This is a genomic window from Streptomyces sp. NPDC037421, assembly GCF_055602105.1.
In genome coordinates, this window is record NZ_JBVJWV010000004.1 from 23,377 (window position 1) to 42,539 (window position 19,163).

At 71.5% G+C, this 19,163-nt stretch carries 17 protein-coding genes; 16 read left to right on the forward strand and 1 reads right to left on the reverse strand.

Annotated elements, in window-relative coordinates:
* Positions 1-107 precede the first annotated feature (107 nt).
* A complete protein-coding gene (locus ACZ7IF_RS07670; protein WP_470964699.1) occupies positions 108-695 on the reverse strand; it encodes a beta-class carbonic anhydrase in 588 nt (195 codons plus the stop codon).
* Between the two features lie 305 nt (positions 696-1,000).
* Here ACZ7IF_RS07670 and rsmH point away from each other — a divergent pair, with 305 nt between their 5' ends.
* The 16 genes from rsmH (at position 1,001) to ACZ7IF_RS07750 (ending at position 19,028) form a co-directional block, all read left to right on the forward strand.
* Complete coding sequence (gene rsmH / locus ACZ7IF_RS07675) at positions 1,001-1,930, forward strand: 16S rRNA (cytosine(1402)-N(4))-methyltransferase RsmH (RefSeq protein WP_470965513.1); 930 nt, start codon at positions 1,001-1,003, stop codon at positions 1,928-1,930.
* Positions 1,927-2,391, forward strand: coding sequence for a cell division protein FtsL (gene ftsL / locus ACZ7IF_RS07680; protein ID WP_470964702.1), 465 nt, complete (start codon positions 1,927-1,929; stop codon positions 2,389-2,391). Before rsmH ends, ftsL begins: the two co-directional genes overlap by 4 nt.
* 177 nt (positions 2,392-2,568) lie before the next feature.
* Positions 2,569-4,599, forward strand: coding sequence for a peptidoglycan D,D-transpeptidase FtsI family protein (locus ACZ7IF_RS07685; protein ID WP_470965516.1), 2,031 nt, complete (start codon positions 2,569-2,571; stop codon positions 4,597-4,599).
* A gap of 37 nt (positions 4,600-4,636) precedes the next feature.
* A complete protein-coding gene (locus ACZ7IF_RS07690; protein ID WP_470964705.1) occupies positions 4,637-6,331 on the forward strand; it encodes a UDP-N-acetylmuramoyl-L-alanyl-D-glutamate--2,6-diaminopimelate ligase in 1,695 nt (564 codons plus the stop codon).
* The gene (locus ACZ7IF_RS07695) at positions 6,328-7,752 is read left to right on the forward strand and encodes a UDP-N-acetylmuramoyl-tripeptide--D-alanyl-D-alanine ligase (RefSeq protein WP_470964708.1); all 1,425 of its coding nucleotides are present in this window, start codon (positions 6,328-6,330) and stop codon (positions 7,750-7,752) included. The genes ACZ7IF_RS07690 and ACZ7IF_RS07695 overlap by 4 nt, the downstream gene beginning before the upstream one ends.
* Complete coding sequence (gene mraY / locus ACZ7IF_RS07700; RefSeq protein WP_007263612.1) at positions 7,749-8,819, forward strand: phospho-N-acetylmuramoyl-pentapeptide-transferase; 1,071 nt, start codon at positions 7,749-7,751, stop codon at positions 8,817-8,819. The genes ACZ7IF_RS07695 and mraY overlap by 4 nt, the downstream gene beginning before the upstream one ends.
* Complete coding sequence (gene murD, locus ACZ7IF_RS07705; RefSeq protein ID WP_470964712.1) at positions 8,801-10,246, forward strand: UDP-N-acetylmuramoyl-L-alanine--D-glutamate ligase; 1,446 nt, start codon at positions 8,801-8,803, stop codon at positions 10,244-10,246. The genes mraY and murD overlap by 19 nt, the downstream gene beginning before the upstream one ends.
* A 69-nt stretch (positions 10,247-10,315) precedes the next feature.
* The gene (ftsW, locus tag ACZ7IF_RS07710; protein ID WP_470964715.1) at positions 10,316-11,677 is read left to right on the forward strand and encodes a putative lipid II flippase FtsW; all 1,362 of its coding nucleotides are present in this window, start codon (positions 10,316-10,318) and stop codon (positions 11,675-11,677) included.
* A 6-nt stretch (positions 11,678-11,683) separates the two neighbouring features.
* On the forward strand, positions 11,684-12,775 hold the full coding sequence (murG, locus tag ACZ7IF_RS07715; protein ID WP_470964718.1) for an undecaprenyldiphospho-muramoylpentapeptide beta-N-acetylglucosaminyltransferase: 1,092 nt from the start codon (positions 11,684-11,686) through the stop codon (positions 12,773-12,775).
* Positions 12,776-12,798: 23 nt separating this feature from the next.
* Positions 12,799-13,656 (forward strand): cell division protein FtsQ/DivIB, encoded by an 858-nt coding sequence (locus ACZ7IF_RS07720; RefSeq protein ID WP_470964721.1) that lies wholly within the window; start codon positions 12,799-12,801, stop codon positions 13,654-13,656.
* Positions 13,657-13,936: 280 nt separating this feature from the next.
* Complete coding sequence (gene ftsZ, locus ACZ7IF_RS07725; RefSeq protein ID WP_388935446.1) at positions 13,937-15,139, forward strand: cell division protein FtsZ; 1,203 nt, start codon at positions 13,937-13,939, stop codon at positions 15,137-15,139.
* Positions 15,136-15,867 (forward strand): peptidoglycan editing factor PgeF, encoded by a 732-nt coding sequence (gene pgeF, locus ACZ7IF_RS07730; protein ID WP_470964724.1) that lies wholly within the window; start codon positions 15,136-15,138, stop codon positions 15,865-15,867. Before ftsZ ends, pgeF begins: the two co-directional genes overlap by 4 nt.
* A 3-nt stretch (positions 15,868-15,870) precedes the next feature.
* A complete protein-coding gene (locus ACZ7IF_RS07735) occupies positions 15,871-16,590 on the forward strand; it encodes a YggS family pyridoxal phosphate-dependent enzyme (RefSeq protein WP_470964727.1) in 720 nt (239 codons plus the stop codon).
* Positions 16,591-16,759: 169 nt separating this feature from the next.
* Complete coding sequence (locus ACZ7IF_RS07740) at positions 16,760-17,377, forward strand: cell division protein SepF (protein ID WP_470964730.1); 618 nt, start codon at positions 16,760-16,762, stop codon at positions 17,375-17,377.
* A 60-nt stretch (positions 17,378-17,437) separates the two neighbouring features.
* Positions 17,438-17,734 carry a YggT family protein gene (locus tag ACZ7IF_RS07745; RefSeq protein ID WP_007263603.1) on the forward strand — a complete coding sequence of 99 codons (297 nt, stop codon included), beginning with the start codon at positions 17,438-17,440 and terminating at the stop codon, positions 17,732-17,734.
* 82 nt (positions 17,735-17,816) lie between these two features.
* Positions 17,817-19,028 (forward strand): DivIVA domain-containing protein, encoded by a 1,212-nt coding sequence (locus tag ACZ7IF_RS07750; protein ID WP_470964733.1) that lies wholly within the window; start codon positions 17,817-17,819, stop codon positions 19,026-19,028.
* Positions 19,029-19,163: the final 135 nt, after the last annotated feature.

Sequence of the window (19,163 nt, forward strand, 5' to 3'; positions counted from 1 at the left end):
ACGCTGTTGGCGCTTGAACCGGCCCACCCCGAAACACGGACGCCGTCCCGGAAGGGTTCCGGGTGTCGTCTCCCCGCATTCTTGACGGCCTTCGGCGCCCCTGTCACTCAGGTGGCCGGATCGATCTCCCGCAGGAGCCCGGTGTGCACGTCGAAGACGAAGCCTCGCACATCGTCCTTGTGGAGCAGGAAGGGGTTCGTCCGGACCCGCTGCATGGACTGGCGGACGTCCTGGTCCACGTCGCGGAAGGCCTCCACGGCCCAGGCGGGGCGCTGGCCGACCTCGTCCTCCAGCTCGTGCCGGAAGTCCTCGGTCAGGCTTTCGAGACCGCAGCCGGTGTGGTGGATGAGTATGACCGAGCGGGTGCCGAGGGCCCGCTGGCTGATGGTGAGCGAGCGGATGGTGTCGTCGGTGACCACCCCGCCGGCGTTGCGGATGGTGTGGCAGTCGCCGAGCTCCAGGCCCAGGGCCTTGTGCAGGTCGAGGCGGGCGTCCATGCAGGCCACGACGGCCACGTGCAGGACGGGGCGGGCGTCCATGCCGGGGTCGGTGAACTGGGCCGCGTAGCGTTGGTTGGCCGCTACCAGCCGGTCGGTGACGGATTCGCCGCTTGATGCCTGGGGCGTGGGGCGGGCGGGCAGGGATGCGGAAGTCGTCATGGTTATGACGTTAGTGGTCACAGCTCGGTGAGGCATTGAGTGAGGGTGGACAAAGAAGGTCAACAAGCCTTGTTGTGAGCTAACCCACAGGGGTGAGACGGGGGCCGCTGTTCGGGTGATTCACGGCTTTTGGGCTTTGTCTGGGGGAAGGGCGCACCGGGCGCGGGGCGGTTCGTTGACCGCGGCGACCGTTGCACTAAAGTGACGCGAACCGGCCGGAGCCCGGCCCTCACCGGCCGCCCGGCCCCCTGGTAACACTCCGCGTGCGCGGCGCGGCGTATGCCTGCCGCGCCGTTATCTGAGAGGGCGCTTTGACTAGCGAGTCCCGACATGTCCCGGTGATGCTCCAGCGGTGCCTGGACCTGTTGGCCCCGGCGCTGGAGAGGCCGGGGGCCGTCGTCGTCGACTGCACCCTCGGCCTCGGCGGCCACAGCGAGGCCCTGCTGACCCGGTTCCCCGAGGCGCGACTGATCGGCCTCGACCGCGACAAGGAGGCCCTGCGGCTCTCCGGGGAGCGGCTCGCGCCCTTCGGCGACCGGGCCACGCTCGTCCACGCGATCTACGCCGACCTCGCCGAGGTGCTCGACGGCCTGGGACTCCCGGCCGTCCAGGGCATCCTCTTCGACCTCGGCGTCTCCTCCATGCAGCTCGACGAGGCCGACCGCGGGTTCGCGTACGCCCAGGACGCGCCGCTGGACATGCGCATGGACCAGACGACCGGCATCAGTGCCGCCGAGGTCCTCAACACCTACGCCCCCGGCGAGCTGGTGCGGATCCTGCGCCAGTACGGCGAGGAGAAGCAGGCCAAGCGGATCGTGTCCGCGATCGTGCGGGAGCGGGAGAAGGAGCCCTTCTCCAACAGCGCCCGCCTCGTGGAGCTGATCCGCGACGCCCTGCCGCAGGCGGCCAAGCGCACCGGCGGCAACCCCGCCAAGCGGACCTTCCAGGCCCTGCGCATCGAGGTCAACGGCGAGCTCTCCGGGCTGGAGCGGGCCATCCCGGCGGCGGTCGACCGGATCGCGGTCGGCGGCCGGATCGCGGTGCTCTCGTACCACTCCCTGGAGGACCGCCTCGTGAAGCAGGTCTTCGCCGCCGGCGCCACCTCCACGGCCCCGCCGGGGCTGCCGGTCGTCCCGGAGAAGTACCAGCCGAAGCTGAAGCTGCTGACGCGCGGCGCGGAGCTGCCGACCGAGGAGGAGATCGCCGAGAACCGGCGGGCCGCCCCGGCCCGGTTCCGGGGCGTCGAGCGCATCCGCGAGGCGCGGCTGTGACCAAGGCCCGCGCGGGCGCCGCCCGGCCGCGGCCGCAGGGCGGCGGGGCGGCGCGGATGCCGTTCGTCCTGCTGGTGGTGGCGCTGCTCGCGGGCGGTCTGATCAGCCTGTTGCTGCTGAACTCGGCGCTGAACGAGGGTTCCTTCCAGCTGAGCCGGCTGAAGAAGGAGACCACCGGGCTGACGGACGAGCAGCAGGCGCTCCAGCGGGACGTGGACGCCTACTCGGCGCCGGACGCCCTCCAGCGGCGGGCGCGCGAGCTGGGCCTGGTGCCCGGAGGGAGCCCCGTCTTCCTCGGCCCCGACGGCAGGACCGCGGGCACCCCGGCGCCGGCCGAGGCCCCGGCCCCGCCGGTCGCTCCGCCGGTTCCGCAGGGCCCCGCCCCCGGGTCGGCCGCCCCGTCGGCCCCGGCCCAGGCCCCCGGCGGAACCCCGCAACCCACCCCTACGCCAGGCAGGTGACGTCGTGACGCGGACCCTCCCCCAGCTACCGCCGGGGGGACCCCCAGCGGGACTCCACCCCGCCCCGCCCCCCGCCGCAACCCGGACCCCCGCGGGGCAGCACCCCGCCCCGCCCTTCCACCGTTCCCCGGGCGCCACCCGGACCCGCGCCTCAATCGCCGGCGGGGCTGGGTTCGGCTGCGACCCGGCGCGGGGTCTGGCGCGGAGCCCCAGGGGTGTGACGCCCCCGGCTCCCGCGCCGCGGCGCGGAGTGCGGCGGTGAGCCCCAAGGCGGCGGTGCCGCGGGCCCGGGTCACCGCCCGGCCGGGGCAAGGGCAGCCGCACACCATCCGGCTCGGGAACCCGAAACCCCGGCTGCGCCTGGTCGGCGTCGGGCTCACCCTCGTCATGCTCGCCTTCGTCGTCCGGCTCCTCCAGGTGCAGGCCGTCGACGCCTCCGCGTACTCCGCCAAGGCCAGCGAGAACCGCTTCGCCAGCCACACCCTGGCCGCCGAGCGCGGGGAGATCACCGACCGCAAGGGCGTGGCCCTGGCCACCAGCGTCGACGCGTACGACATCACCGCCGACCCGAAGATGTTCACCCCGCAGGAGAGCAAGGCCCCCGACGCCCCCCAGCAGGCCGCGGCCCTCCTCGCGCCCATCCTCGGAGCCGACGCCGCAGAGCTCGCCAAGCGCCTCCAGACCAAGAACAGCCGCTACGTGATCCTGGCCCGCCGCCAGACCCCCCAGGTCTGGAACCAGATCAAGGACCTCAAGAAGCTCTTCGCCGACAAGGCGGCCGCCGACAAGAAGAAGAACGGCCCCGGCGCCAACGTCATCGCCGGCATCTTCAACGAGGTCAGCAGCAAGCGCGTGTACCCGGGCGGCGACCTCGCCGCCGGGATACTGGGTTACGTCAACGCCGACGGCAAGGGCGGCGGCGGCCTGGAATCCGCCCTCGACAAGAAGCTCGCCGGCAAGGACGGCGAACTGACCTACGCCCAGTCCGGCGGCCGCCGCGTCCCCACCGCGGGATCCAGCGAGAAGCCCGCCGTGCCCGGCGACGACATCGAGCTGACCATCGACCGCGACATCCAGTGGGCCGCGCAGAGCGCCATCGCCGAACAGGTCGAGAAGTCCGGCGCCGACCGCGGCTACGTCATCGTCCAGGACACCCGCACCGGCGAGGTGCTGGCCATGGCCAACGCCCCCGGCTTCGACCCCAACGACCTGACCCGGGCCCGCTCCGCCGCGATGGGCAACGCCGCGCTCCAGGACGTGTACGAGCCCGGCTCCACCGCCAAGGTCATGTCGATGGCCGCCGTCCTGGAGGAGAAGAAGGCCCGCCCCGACACCCACGTCGAGGTCCCCAACCGGCTCCACCGCGGCGACCGGCTCTTCAAGGACGACATCGACCACCCGACCTGGTACCTGACCCTCAACGGGGTCCTCGCCAAGTCCTCCAACATCGGCACCATCCTGGCCACCGGCCAGCTCGGCGCCACCCAGTCCGAGGCCAACAAGGTCCTCTACTCCTACCTGGACAAGTTCGGCATCGGACGCCCCACCGGCCTGAACTACCCCGGCGAATCCCGCGGGATCCTCGCCAGGCCCGAGGCCTGGTCCACCTCCCAGCAGTACACGATCCCCTTCGGCCAGGGCCTGTCCCTCAACGCCATGCAGGCCGCCTCCGTGTACTCCACCATCGCCAACGGCGGCGTCCGCATCACCCCGACCCTGGTGCGCGGCACCAAGGGCCCCGACGGCCGCTTCACCCCGGCCCCGGCCCCCGAGCAGGCCAGGGTGATCAGCGCCGAAACGGCCAAGACCCTCTCCGAGATGCTCGAATCCGTGGTCGACGACCAGGAGGGCACCGGCACCAAGGCGAAGATCCCCGGCTACCGGGTCGGCGGGAAGACCGGCACCTCCAACCGGGTGGATCCGGCCACCGGCCGCTACAAGGGCTACACCGCCTCCTTCGCCGGCTTCGCCCCCGCCGACAACCCCCGCATCACCGTCTACTGCGCCATCCAGAACCCCACCAAGGGCAGCTACTTCGGCGGCCAGATCTGCGGCCCGATCTACAAGACGGTCATGGAGTTCGCCCTCAAGACCCTCCAGGTCGCACCCACCGGAACGGCCCCCGCCGGCCTGCCCGTGACCTACGACGCGGGCCCGCCGCCCGCCGCCCCGAGCAGCGCCCCCACCGGTCCGCAGCCCGGGCCGTGAACCGACCGTCCAGCCACCAGAGCGCGAGGCACGACCAGTGACAACGATCACCCCGGAACCGGGGAACCAGACGGCCGCCGGCGCCGAAGTGGGGCCCTCGCTTCGCGAGCGGCCCGCCGCGCCCGGTACGCTCACCGCCGTGCCCCACGCTGATCAGCCCAGAACCGCCCAGAAAGCCGCCCCGGCAGCGCCGCCGGGAGCGCCCCGGCCCGTGTCCGCCCGCCCGACCCCCCTGGGCGAGCTGGCCACCCTGCTGGGTCTGCCCGAGTCCGGCGCCGCTCAGATCACCGGCATCACGCACGACTCCCGTGCGGTACGCCCCGGAGACCTGTACGCGGCCCTGCCCGGCGCCCGGCTGCACGGTGCGGACTTCGCCGCCCAGGCGGCCGCCCTCGGCGCCGCCGCCGTGCTGACCGATCCGGAGGGCGCCGAGCGCGCCGCCGCGACCGGCCTGCCGGTCCTGGCCGTCGCCGACCCGCGCGGCCGGATGGGCGAGCTCGCCGCCGAGATCTACGGCCGGCCCGGCGAAGCCCTGCTCCAGCTCGGCATCACCGGCACCTCCGGCAAGACCACCACCGCGTACCTCGTCGAAGGCGGGCTGCGCGCGGCCGGACGTACCACCGGACTCGTCGGCACCGTCGAGATGCGCATCGGCGACGAGCGCATCAAGTCCGAGCGGACCACCCCCGAGGCCACCGACCTCCAGGCCCTGTTCGCCGTCATGCGCGAACGCGGCGTCGAGGCCGTGGCCATGGAGGTCTCCAGCCACGCCCTGGTCCTGGGCCGGGTCGACGGCTGCGTCTTCGACGTCGCCGTCTTCAACAACCTGAGCCCGGAACACATGGAGTTCCACACCGGCATGGAGGACTACTTCCAGGCCAAGGCCCAGCTCTTCACCGAGCGCCGGGCCCGCGTCGGCGTGGTCAACATCGACGACGAGTACGGCCGCCGCCTCGCCAAGGAGGCGCCGATCCCGGTCGTCACCTTCTCCGCCACCGGCGACCCGGCCGCCGACTGGCGCGCCGAGGACGTGGTCAGCGGCCACATGGACTCCACCCTGACCCTGGTCGGGCCCGAGGGACAGCGCGTACGGGCCAAGGCCCCGCTGCCCGGACCGTTCAACGTCGCCAACACCGTCGCCGCGATCGTCACGCTCGCCGCCGCCGGCCTCGACCCGCAGACCGCCGCCGACGGCGTCGCCGCGGTCCCCGGGGTCCCGGGCCGCCTGGAGCGGGTCGACGCGGGACAGCCGTACCTGGCCGTCGTCGACTACGCCCACAAGACGGACGCCGTCGAGTCGGTGCTCCGCGCCCTGCGCGAGGTCACCACCGGCAAGCTGCACATCGTCCTCGGCTGCGGCGGCGACCGCGACACCACCAAGCGCGCCCCGATGGGCGCCGCGGCGGCCCGGTACGCCGACACCGCCGTCCTGACCTCCGACAACCCGCGCTCCGAGGACCCCCTGAAGATCCTCGCCGCGATGTTCGAGGGCGCCGTCTCCGTGCCCGCCGAGGAGCGCGGCACGGTCCTCGTCGACGCCGACCGGGCCGCGGCCATCGCCGCCGCCGTCGCGCGCGCCGAGGCCGGCGACACCGTCCTCGTCGCCGGCAAGGGCCACGAGCAGGGTCAGGACACCGCGGGCGTCGTACGCCCCTTCGACGACCGCGCCGTGCTCCGCGCGGCCATCGAGAACCAGCAGCTCAGCGCCCGACAGGCCGAGGTGGACCAGTGATCGCCCTTTCCCTCGCCGAGATCGCCGACATCACCGGCGGGCGGCCCCACGACATACCGGATCCGTCGGTGCGGATCGGCGGACCCGTCGTCATCGACTCCCGCCAGGTGGAGCCCGGCAGCCTCTTCGCCGCCTTCGAGGGCGAGCACGTCGACGGCCACGACTACGCCGAGCGCGCCGTCGCCGCCGGCGCCGCCGCCGTCCTCGCCGCCCGGCCCGTCGGCGTACCGGCGATCGTGGTGCCCGACGTGGAGAAGGCGCTCGGCGCCCTCGCCCGCACCGTCGTCGAACGTCTCGGCACCGACGTGGTGGCCCTGACCGGCTCCGCCGGCAAGACCTCCACCAAGGACCTCATCGCCCAGGTGCTCCAGCACCACGCGCCCACGGTGTGGACGCCCGGCTCCCTCAACAACGAGATCGGCCTGCCGCTCACCGCCCTGAAGGCCACCGCGGAGACCCGCCACCTGGTCCTGGAGATGGGCGCCCGCGGCATCGGCCACATCGCCTACCTGACCGGCCTGACCCCGCCGCGCATCGGCCTCGTCCTGAACGTCGGCACCGCCCACATCGGCGAGTTCGGCGGCCGCGAGGCCATCGCCCAGGCCAAGGGGGAGCTGGTCGAGGCCCTGCCGTCCGAGGCCGAGGGCGGCGTCGCCGTACTCAACGCCGACGACCTGCTCGTGCGCGCCATGTCCGCCCGCACGAAGGCCCGTACGGTCCTCTTCGGCGAGGCCGAGGACGCCGACGTACGCGCCACCGAGGTCCGGATGACGCCCGCGGGACAGCCCGCCTTCACACTCCACACACCGACCGGGTGCAGCGATGTGACCTTGCGGCTGTACGGTGAGCACCACGTGTCGAACGCGCTCGCCGCGGCCGCCGTCGCCCATGTCCTGGGCATGCCGGTCGAGGAGATCGCCACAGCGCTCTCCGGAGCGGGCACGCTGTCCCGGTGGCGGATGGAGGTCACCGAACGCGAGGACGGCGTGACGATCGTCAACGACGCCTACAACGCGAACCCGGAGTCCATGCGGGCCGCCCTGCGCGCACTTGTCGCGATGGGTGAGGCCGGCAAGGCGGACGGGGGACGTACGTGGGCGGTGCTCGGCCCCATGGCCGAGCTCGGCGACGCATCGCTGGCCGAGCACGACGCGGTGGGGCGGCTTGCCGTCCGGCTCAACGTGAGCAGGCTCGTGGCAGTCGGGGGCAGGGAAGCGTCCTGGCTGCAACTGGGCGCATATAACGAGGGTTCGTGGGGTGAGGAGTCGGTGCTCGTGTCCGACGCGCAGGCGGCGGTCGACCTGTTGCGCAGTGAACTGCGCCCGGGGGACGTCGTGCTGGTGAAGGCTTCCAGGTCGGTCGGCCTGGAGCGGGTCGCGCTGGCGTTGCTGGAGCGCGAGGGCGGGGTCGCCGACCGATGAGGCAGATCCTGTTCGCCGGTGTCATCGGCATGTTCCTCACCGTGATCGGCACGCCGCTGCTGATCAAGCTGCTGGCCCGCAAGGGCTACGGCCAGTTCATCCGCGACGACGGCCCGCGCGGCCACGCCGGGAAGAAGGGCACGCCCACCATGGGCGGTATCTCCTTCATCCTGGCCACGCTCATCGCGTACGCCCTGACCAAGGTCATCACCGGTGAGGAGCCGAGCTTCTCGGGCCTGCTGGTGCTGTTCCTGATGGCGGGCATGGGCCTGGTCGGCTACCTCGACGACTACATCAAGATCGTCAAGCGGCGTTCGCTCGGTCTGCGGGCCAAGGCCAAGATGGCCGGCCAGCTGATCGTCGGCATCGCCTTCGCGGTGCTCGCGCTCCAGTTCAAGGACTCCCGCGGACTGACCCCGGCCTCGGAGAAGCTCTCCTTCGTCACGGACTTCGGCTGGTCCATCGGCCCCGTGCTGTTCGTGGTCTGGGCCCTGTTCATGATCCTGGCCATGTCCAACGGCGTGAACCTGACCGACGGCCTGGACGGCCTCGCGACGGGTGCCGCCGTGATGGTCTTCGGCGCCTACACCTTCATCGGCGTCTGGCAGTTCCAGGAGTCCTGCGCCAACGCGGTCGACCTCACCAACCCGAACGCCTGCTTCGAGGTGCGCGACCCGCTGGACCTCGCGGTCGTCGCCTCCGCCCTGATGGGCGCCTGCTTCGGCTTCCTGTGGTGGAACACCTCGCCCGCCAAGATCTTCATGGGTGACACCGGTTCGCTCGCGCTCGGCGGCGCCCTCGCGGGCCTGGCCATCTGCTCCCGCACGGAGTTCCTGATGGCCCTCCTCGGCGGCCTCTTCGTGCTCATCACGATGTCGGTCGTCATCCAGGTCGGCTCCTTCAAGCTGACCGGAAAGCGCGTCTTCCGCATGGCCCCGCTCCAGCACCACTTCGAACTCAAGGGCTGGTCGGAAGTCCTCGTCGTGGTCCGCTTCTGGATCATCCAGGGCATGTGCGTGATCGTCGGTCTCGGTCTCTTCTACGCGGGATGGGCAGCAGACAAGTGACCTCCTGGCAGGACAGGAACATCACCGTCGCCGGTCTCGGCGTGAGCGGCATCAGCGCCGCCCGCGCCCTGGCCGGCCTCGGCGCGGTCGTGACGGTCGTCGACGGCGGCGACAGCGAGGGCCACCGGGCCCGGGCGGCGGAGCTGGAGGCGGAGGCCAAGGGCGTCTCCGTACGCCTCGGCGACGCCGAGACCCTGCCCGAGGGCACCGAGCTGGTCGTGACCTCGCCGGGCTGGAAGCCCGACAGCCCGCTCTTCCTGGCGGCGGCCGAGGCCGGTGTGGACGTCGTGGGCGACGTCGAGATCGCCTGGCAGCTGCGCGGCGAGGACGCGGCCCCGTGGCTCGCCATCACCGGTACCAACGGCAAGACCACCACCACCCAGATGCTGGCCTCGATCCTGAAGGCGGCCGGTCTGAAGACCGCCGCCGTCGGCAACATCGGCACCCCCATCATCGACGTGGTGACCGGCGACGAGCGGTACGACGTGCTCGCCGTCGAGCTCTCCAGCTACCAGCTGCACTGGGCCCCCTCGGTACGCGCCCACTCCGCGGCCGTGCTCAACCTGGCCCCGGACCACCTCGACTGGCACGGTTCCATGGAGGCGTACGCCGCCGACAAGGGCCGCATCTACGAGGGCAACACCGTCGCCTGCGTCTACAACGTCGCCGACCCGGCCACCGAGGGGCTGGTCGAGGAGGCCGACGTCGAGGAGGGCTGCCGGGCCATCGGCTTCACCCTCGGCGCTCCCGGCCCGTCCATGCTCGGCGTGGTCGACGGGATCCTCGTGGACCGGGCGTTCGTGCAGAACCGGCAGAAGAACGCCCAGGAGCTGGCGCACGTCGACGACGTCAACCCGCCCGCCCCGCACAACATCGCCAACGCCCTCGCCGCCGCCGCCCTGGCCCGCGCCTTCGGCGTGGAGCCGCGCGCGGTCCGCGACGGGCTGCGCGACTTCCGCCCCGACGCGCACCGCGTCGCGTACGTGGACGAGGTCGACGGGGTCCGCTACGTCGACGACTCCAAGGCCACCAACACCCACGCCGCGGAGGCCTCCCTCGCGGCCTTCGAGCCGGTCGTCTGGATCGCCGGGGGCCTCGCCAAGGGCGCGACCTTCGACGAGCTCGTCCAGAAGTCCGCGAAGCGGCTGCGCGGCGCCGTGCTGATGGGCGCCGACCGGGCGCTGATCGCCGAGGCGCTGGCGCGACACGCGCCCGAGGTCCCGGTGACCGACCTCGAACGGACCGACACTGGGGCGATGCTCGCAGCGGTCCGGGAAGCGGCCCGGCTCGCGGAGCCCGGGGACACGGTCCTGCTGGCGCCCGCGTGTGCGTCGATGGACATGTTCGCGAACTACAACAAGCGTGGGGACGCGTTCGCCGACGCGGTGCGCGAACTGGCCTCCGGGAGTGCCGCGGACACGGCCTAGGCCGAGGCGCCGGGACAGGTTCCCTCCGGCCGGCTGCTCGCCTCGTACGAGTGGAGGGGAAGATCACAGATGCCGGCCAAGCAGATGCTGCCGGGGCGGCGGCCCGCCGCCGTCAAGGCGCAGGGCCGCAAACGCCCGGCGGGCGGGGCCAAGCGGCCCGCCGGGCGCGGGCCGCTGTCGGGACTGCGGCGTACGCAGCGGCAGTTGAGCAAGGCCTGGGACCGCCCGCTCACCGCGTATTACCTGATTTTCGGCAGCTCCCTGCTCATCACCGTGCTCGGGCTGGTGATGGTCTACTCGGCCTCCATGATCAAGGCGCTCCAGCTGGGCCTGGGTGACGCCTACTTCTTCAAGAAGCAGTTCCTGGCCGCCCTGATCGGCGGCGTCCTGCTCTTCGCCGCTTCCCGGATGCCGGTCAAACTGCACCGGGCGCTGTCCTATCCGGTGCTGGCCGGCACCCTGTTCCTGATGGTCCTGGTCCAGATCCCCGGGATAGGGGTCTCGATCAACGGCAACCAGAACTGGATCTCGCTGGGCGGCCCGTTCATGCTCCAGCCCAGCGAGTTCGGCAAGCTCGCGCTGATCCTGTGGGGCGCCGACCTGCTGGCCCGCAAGGGCGACAAGGGGCTGCTGAGCCAGTGGAAGCACCTTCTGGTGCCGCTGGTCCCGGTGGCCTTCCTGCTGCTCGGGCTGATCATGCTCGGCGGTGACATGGGCACCGCGATGATCCTCGGAGCCGTCCTCTTCGGCCTGCTGTGGCTGGCCGGGGCGCCGACGAGGCTGTTCGTGGGAGTGCTCGCCTTCGCGGGTGTGATCGTCGCACTGCTCATCAAGACCAGCCCGCACCGCATGGACCGGCTCGCCTGCCTCGGGGCGACAGAACCGGGCAAGAACGACCTCTGCTGGCAAGCCGTACACGGGATCTACGCCCTCGCATCCGGCGGATGGTTCGGTTCCGGTCTCGGGGCGAGTGTGGAAAAATGGGGGCAACTGCCCGAAGCCCACACCGACTTCATCTTTGCCATCACCGGTGAGGAACTGGGCCTGGCAGGGACGCTGTCGGTGCTCGCCCTGTTCGCGGCTCTAGGCTATGCGGGTATCCGCGTGGCCGGACGCACGGAGGACTCCTTCGTACGGTATGCCGCGGGAGGCGTGACCACCTGGCTCACGGCCCAGGCCGTGATCAACATCGGTGCGGTGCTCGGCCTGCTGCCGATCGCCGGGGTCCCCCTCCCGCTGTTCTCCTACGGAGGGTCGGCCCTGCTGCCGACCATGTTCGCGGTCGGACTGCTCATCGCGTTCGCGCGGGAGGAGCCGGCGGCGCGGGCGGCGCTCGCGATGCGGCAGCCGAGAGTCGGCTGGAAGCGGAGCGGGCCGATATGGAAGTCGATGAGACGGCGCGTCAAGAGGCGTCCGTCCGGAGAGCGGTGAATTTCGGTGCATGTCGTACTCGCCGGTGGGGGGACCGCCGGCCACATCGAGCCGGCGCTGGCCCTCGCGGACGCACTGCGCAGGCAGGACCCGACCGTGGGCATCACCGCCCTGGGCACGGAACGGGGCCTTGAGACCCGCCTGGTGCCGGAACGCGGCTACGAGCTGGGCCTCATCCCCGCCGTGCCGCTGCCCCGCAAGCCCACCCCGGAGCTGATCACCGTCCCCGGGCGGCTGCGTGGCACCATCAAGGCCGCCGAGGAGATCCTCGTGCGCACCAAGGCCGACGTGGTCGTCGGCTTCGGCGGCTACGTGGCCCTGCCCGGCTACCTCGCCGCCAAGCGCCTCGGGGTGCCGATCATCGTCCACGAGGCCAACGCCCGCCCCGGACTGGCCAACAAGATCGGCTCCCGCTACGCCCACGCCGTCGCGGTCTCCACCCCCGACAGCAAGCTGCGCGGAGCCCGCTACGTGGGCATCCCGCTGCGCCGCTCGATCTCCACCCTCGACCGGGCCGCCGTCCGCCCCGAGGCGCGCGCCGCCTTCGGCCTGGACCCCAACCTGCCGACGCTGCTGGTCTCCGGCGGCTCCCAGGGCGCCCGCCGTCTCAACGAGGTGATCCAGCAGGCCGCCCCGACCCTCCAGCGCTCCGGGATCCAGATCCTGCACGCGGTCGGCCCGAAGAACGAACTGCCGCGTGTCGACAACATGCCCGGGATGCCGCCGTATGTGCCGGTACCGTACGTGGACCGGATGGATCTCGCGTACGCCGCCGCCGACATGATGCTGTGCCGTGCGGGTGCGATGACCGTCGCCGAACTCTCCGCCGTCGGACTGCCGGCCGCCTACGTACCGCTGCCCATCGGCAACGGCGAACAGCGGCTCAACGCCCAGCCGGTGGTCAAGGCCGGCGGCGGCCTGCTCGTGGACGACGCGGAGCTGACGCCCGAGTGGGTGCTCGGCCAGGTCCTCCCGGTGCTGTCCGATCCGCACCGCCTGTACGAGATGTCCCGCGCCGCCGCCGAGTTCGGCCGCCGGGACGCCGACGACCTGCTCGTCGGTCTGGTCTACGAGGCGATTGCGGCTGCACGCAGGTAACCGCTGACCCAGGAGGCACAGGAGTGGCCGGAGCGACGACGGCACAGCGCGGCCCTTCCGGCCGGGGCGGCAAGGGCGCCAAGGGTGCGGACGCATCCAAAGCGCCCAAAGCCCCCAAGCGGCCCAAGTCGTCGAAACCGCCGGGTAGATCCGGCCCGCGGGGGCCCGGTCGCGCACTGCCGCGCCGGGTCCGCGTGCTGGCCTCCCTCGCCGCCGCGGTGCTCCTCGCCGCCGGCGTCACCTGGGCGCTGTACGGCTCCTCCTGGCTCCGCGTCGAGAAGGTCACGGCCTCCGGCACCGAGGTGCTCACCCCCGAGCAGGTCCTCGCAGCCGCGGCCGTGCCCGTCGGCGCACCCCTGGTGAGCGTCGACACCGACGAGATCGCGGGCCGGGTGCGGGGCCGGCTGCCCCGCATCGATTCGGTCGACGTGGTGCGGTCCTGGCCGCACGGGATCGCCCTGAAGGTGACGGAACGCAAACCGGTCCTGCTCATCAAGAAGGACGGACAGTTCGTCGAAGTGGACGCTTCCGGTGTGCGATTCGACACGGTTCGGCAAGCACCCGCGCACGTTCCGGTCCTCGAACTGGCGGCGGAGGGCTCCCCGAGCGCCCGCCGCTTCGACGGCGAGCGGCTGCTGCGCGAGGCCGTCGGCATCGCCGGAAGCCTCCCCGAGGCCGTCTCCAAGGAGACGCTGCAGGTCACGGTCCGGTCGTACGATTCGGTCGTACTGCAACTCACCAGGGGCCGAACGGTCGTCTGGGGGAGCGGCGAACTGGGTGAGGCCAAAGGCAGGGCGCTGACGGCTCTGCTGAAAGCCTCGCCCAAGGCCGACCACTTCGACGTGAGCGTCCCCACGGCACCTGCGGTGTCCGGGAGTTGACGTCAGGTCGAACACCGACGCACCCTGGTTGGCCACCGATACGGGTGATCACATAGGGTGAAAAGAAAAACGGGAGGTTCGGCGTGTTCGTTGAACACGCGCTACTTGTCGACTTAGTGTCCTGTTCGGAAGAGTCCAGGGAACAGACACACCCCTAACCCTAAACTTAAGGGTGAGGGTTCGGGTCGGCGCGTACGGACCGTCCCACATTTCGGCATCAGTCGTCGCTACGCAGGCCCGCGAGGCGGCGACACGTAACTCGAGGCGAGAGGCCTTCGACGTGGCAGCACCGCAGAACTACCTCGCAGTCATCAAGGTCATCGGTGTCGGCGGCGGTGGTGTCAATGCCATCAACCGAATGATCGAGGTCGGTCTCAAGGGCGTCGAGTTCATCGCCATCAACACCGACGCCCAGGCGCTGTTGATGAGCGACGCCGACGTCAAGCTCGACGTCGGCCGTGAACTCACCCGGGGGCTCGGCGCCGGAGCCAACCCGGCCGTCGGCCGCAAGGCGGCAGAGGACCACCGCGAGGAGATCGAGGAGGTCCTCAAGGGGGCCGACATGGTCTTCGTCACCGCCGGCGAGGGCGGCGGCACCGGCACCGGCGGCGCACCCGTCGTCGCCAACATCGCGCGCTCGCTCGGCGCCCTGACGATCGGTGTGGTCACCCGCCCGTTCACCTTCGAGGGCCGGCGCCGCGCGAACCAGGCGGAGGACGGCATCGCCGAGCTCCGCGAAGAGGTCGACACCCTCATCGTCATCCCCAACGACCGCCTGCTGTCCATCTCGGACCGCCAGGTCAGCGTGCTCGACGCCTTCAAGTCGGCCGACCAGGTCCTGCTCTCCGGCGTCCAGGGCATCACCGACCTCATCACCACCCCCGGTCTGATCAACCTCGACTTCGCCGACGTCAAGTCCGTGATGTCCGAGGCCGGCTCGGCCCTGATGGGCATCGGCTCGGCCCGCGGCGACGACCGCGCGGTGGCCGCCGCCGAGATGGCCATCTCCTCGCCGCTGCTGGAGGCGTCCATCGACGGCGCCCGCGGCGTGCTGCTCTCCATCTCCGGCGGCTCGGACCTCGGTCTCTTCGAGATCAACGAGGCCGCGCAGCTGGTGAGCGAGGCCGCGCACCCCGAGGCGAACATCATCTTCGGCGCCGTCATCGACGACGCCCTCGGCGACGAGGTGCGCGTCACCGTCATCGCGGCCGGCTTCGACGGCGGACAGCCCCCGGCCCGCCGGGACAACGTCATCGGCGCCGCGTCCACCAAGCGCGAGGAGCCGGCCCCCGCGCCGGTCCGCGCGCCCGAGCCGGTCCGCCCGGCCTTCGGCGGACTCGGCACGGTCACCCCCCGCGAGGAGCCCCCGGCGCCGGTGGAGATCCCGGTCGAGCCCGTGGCCCCCGCACCGCAGGTCCCGACGGCCCGGCCCTACCAGGACAGCCCGGCCGAAGAGCTGGATGTACCGGACTTCTTGAAGTGACACTGGGGCAGCACAGCGAGAACGGCGCCCACTTCGCCTTCACCGACCGGTGGGGCGGGGTGAGCGCCGTTCCGTACGAGGAGCTCAATCTCGGCGGCGCGGTCGGAGACGACCCGGCCGCCGTTCGCGCGAACCGGGCGATCACGGCCGAGCGCCTGGGCATCGAGCCGGACCTGGTGGTCTGGATGAACCAGGTGCACGGCCGGGACGTGGCGGTGGTCGACGGCCCCTGGGGCGCCGACGCCGACATCCCTTCCGTGGACGCGGTCGTGACCGCACGTCGGGGGCTCGCCCTCGCGGTGCTCACCGCCGACTGCACGCCGGTCCTGCTGGCCGACCCCGTCGCCGGGGTCGCCGGTGCCGCCCACGCCGGGCGGCCCGGGCTGGTCGCCGGGGTGGTGCCCGCCGCCGTCGAGGCGATGGTCGCCCTCGGCGCCGACCCCGCGCGCATCGTCGCCCGTACCGGACCGGCCGTCTGCGGCCGCTGCTACGAGGTGCCCGCCGAGATGCGGGAGGCGGTCGCCGAGGTGGTGCCGGCCGCGTGGGCCGAGACCAGCTGGGGGACGCCGGCCGTCGACGTGGTCGCCGGAGTGCACGCGCAGCTGGCCGGGGCGGGGGTGGCGCACGCGCACCGCTCCCCGGTCTGCACACTGGAGTCGCGGGACCACTTCTCGTACCGCCGCGACCGGGTGACCGGGCGGCTTGCCGGATATGTCTGGTTGGACTGACGAATGACGGATCGTAAGGCCGAGCTCGCGGAGAACCTCGCCCGGGTCGAGGAGCGCATCGCGACCGCCTGCGCGGCGGCCGGGCGCAAGCGGGAGGAGGTGACCCTCATCGTGGTCACCAAGACCTACCCGGCGAGCGACGTACGACTGCTGGCGGAGCTGGGTGTCCGTCATGTTGCGGAAAATCGGGACCAGGACGCCGCCCCCAAGGCGGCCGCCTGTGCGGATCTGCCGCTGAGCTGGCACTTCGTGGGCCAGTTGCAGACGAACAAAGTCCGTTCCGTGGCGGGATACGCGCACGTGGTGCAGTCGGTCGACCGGCCGAAGCTCGTCACCGCGCTGTCGGCGGCCGCGGAGGGGCAGGGGCGCGAGCTCGGCTGCCTCGTGCAGATCGCGCTCGACGCCGAGTCGGGCGAGCGCGGGGCCCGCGGCGGTGCCGCACCGGACCTGATGGCGGAGTTGGCGGACCTCATCGCCGGCGCGCCGGGTCTGCGGATCGACGGCCTCATGACCGTCGCCCCCCTGGCGGGTCCCTACGCGGGACGCGAACGGGCCGCCTTCGAGCGGATGATGGAATTGTCATCCAGCCTGCGCGGGGCCCATCCGGCTGCCACGATGGTGTCGGCCGGGATGAGCGCCGACCTGGAGCAGGCCGTGCTGGCGGGTGCGACACATGTACGCGTCGGCACTGCGGTACTCGGCGCGAGACCCCGGCTCGGGTAACGTCGCGAAGAAAGTCGGACCACAGCAGAAAATATGGTCATTTCCGCAGATGAGCGGACAGACCACGTGGATCGCGGGCAGTTGGTGACTTTGGTGACACAGCTACTTTGCTGACGGACACTCGACACCTGCGACAGGGCGATCCACCACAGAGCGGAGGACTCGGAGAATGGCCGGCGCGATGCGCAAGATGGCGGTCTACCTCGGCCTCGTGGAGGACGACCGGTACGACAACCCGGGGTACGACCCCGATGACGAGTTCGAGCCCGAACCGGAACCGGAACGGGCCCGAGACCGGGATCGTAGACAGCAGCCGGTGCACCAAACGCCCGTAACGGACGAACCGGTACGAGCTGTACAGCCGCCGGCTCCGCGCGAACCCCTCCCAATTCCGCCAGAAAACGGACGTCCCGCGCGAATTGCCCCCGTGGCATCCATCACACCTGACCGCACCAACCTGGAGAAGAACGCCCCCGTGATCATGCCCAAGGTCGTCTCCGAGCGGGAGCCGTACCGCATCACGACGCTGCACCCCCGGACCTACAACGAGGCCCGTACCATCGGGGAACACTTCCGTGAGGGCACCCCGGTGATCATGAATCTCACGGAGATGGACGACACGGACGCGAAGCGTCTCGTGGACTTCGCCGCCGGTCTTGTCTTCGGTCTGCACGGCAGTATTGAACGCGTGACACAGAAGGTGTTCCTGCTGTCTCCTGCTAACGTCGATGTCACGGCGGAGGACAAGGCCCGCATCGCGGAGGGCGGGTTCTTCAACCAAAGCTAGACCGATCCGTCAGAAACGGGACCGGGAACAGAGCGGAAGCAGGGGAGAGGGAAGCACGGGATGGGCGTCGCACTGCAGGTGGTCTACATCGCGCTGATGTGCTTCCTCATCGTGTTGATCTTCCGACTGGTCATGGACTACGTGTTCCAGTTCGCACGTTCATGGGCACCCGGCAAGGCGATGGTGGTCGTTCTGGAGGCCACCTACACTGTCACCGATCCACCGCTCAAGCTTCTTCGGCGCTTCATCCCGCCGTTGCGTCTCGGGGGCGTGGCACTCGACCTGTCCTTCTTCGTTCTGATGATCATCGTTTACATCCTCATCAGTTTCGTGAGCACCGCTGCGAGAAGCGTGTGAACGATGAGCTTCCCCGCAGGCGCGGGGACAGTCCCGATACGGTCCTGCCGACTGCCGACGACTACGTAGAGGTGAAGAAGACATGCCGCTGACTCCCGAGGACGTGCGGAACAAGCAGTTCACGACCGTCCGCCTGCGAGAAGGCTATGACGAGGACGAGGTCGACGCCTTCCTCGACGAGGTCGAGTCCGAGCTGACCCGTCTGCTGCGCGAGAACGAGGACCTGCGCGCCAAGCTGGCCGCCGCCACGCGCGCCGCCGCGCAGAACCAGCAGCAGCAGCAGAACATGCGCAAGCCGGAGCCCCAGGACCAGCGCCCGGGCGCCCCCGTGCCGGCGGCCATATCCGGCCCGCCGCAGCAGCAGCAGCCGCAGATGGGCCCGCCGCAGCTCCCCGGCGGCCAGCCGCAGCTGCCGGCCGGTCCCGGTGGACACGGACCGCAGGGTCCGGGCCCGATGGGCGGCCCCATGCAGCAGCAGTCCATGGGCGGCCAGCACCCGATGGCGCCGCAGCAGCAGATGGGCCAGCAGCCCATGCCGCAGCAGATGCAGCAGCAGTCCATGGGCGGCCAGAACCAGCTCGGCCAGCCGATGGGCCAGCCGATGCAGCAGATGCAGCCCATGGGCCAGCAGATGCAGCCGATGCAGCAGATGCAGCAGCCGCAGCTCCCGCAGCAGGGCCCCGGTGGCGACAGCGCCGCCCGCGTCCTGTCGCTGGCGCAGCAGACCGCCGACCAGGCGATCGCGGAGGCCCGCTCCGAGGCCAACAAGATCGTCGGCGAGGCGCGCAGCCGAGCCGAGGGCCTGGAGCGGGACGCCCGCGCCAAGGCCGACGCGCTGGAGCGGGACGCCCAGGAGAAGCACCGCGTCGCGATGGGCTCCCTGGAGTCCGCCCGCGCCACGCTGGAGCGCAAGGTCGAGGACCTGCGGGGCTTCGAGCGCGAGTACCGTACGCGTCTGAAGTCCTACCTGGAGTCGCAGCTGCGCCAGCTGGAGACCCAGGCCGACGACTCCCTCGCGCCGCCGCGCACCCCGGCCGGCCCGGCCCTGCCGCCGTCGCCGTCCCCGTCGATGGCCCCGGCCGGTGCCATGGGCATGGGTGGCCCGTCCCCGATGGGCGGTCCGTCGCCGATGGGCGGCCCCTCCCCGATGGCCGGCGGTCCGTCCTACGGCGGGCAGCAGCAGATGTCCCCGGCGATGACGCAGCCGATGGCTCCGGTGCGGCCGGCCGCGCCGCAGCCGATGCAGGCGCCGTCTCCCATGCGGGGCTTCCTGATCGACGAGGACGACAACTAGGCGCCGCCGCCGCGTCTGTCGGCAGTCGTTCCACGGGCCGGGGGGGGGGGGGGCCCCCGGGGGGGGGGGGGGGGGGGGGTGTGTTTTCTTTTCGTTCCGTGTGGTGGGTACTTTTGGGTTGCTGCTGTTGCTCTC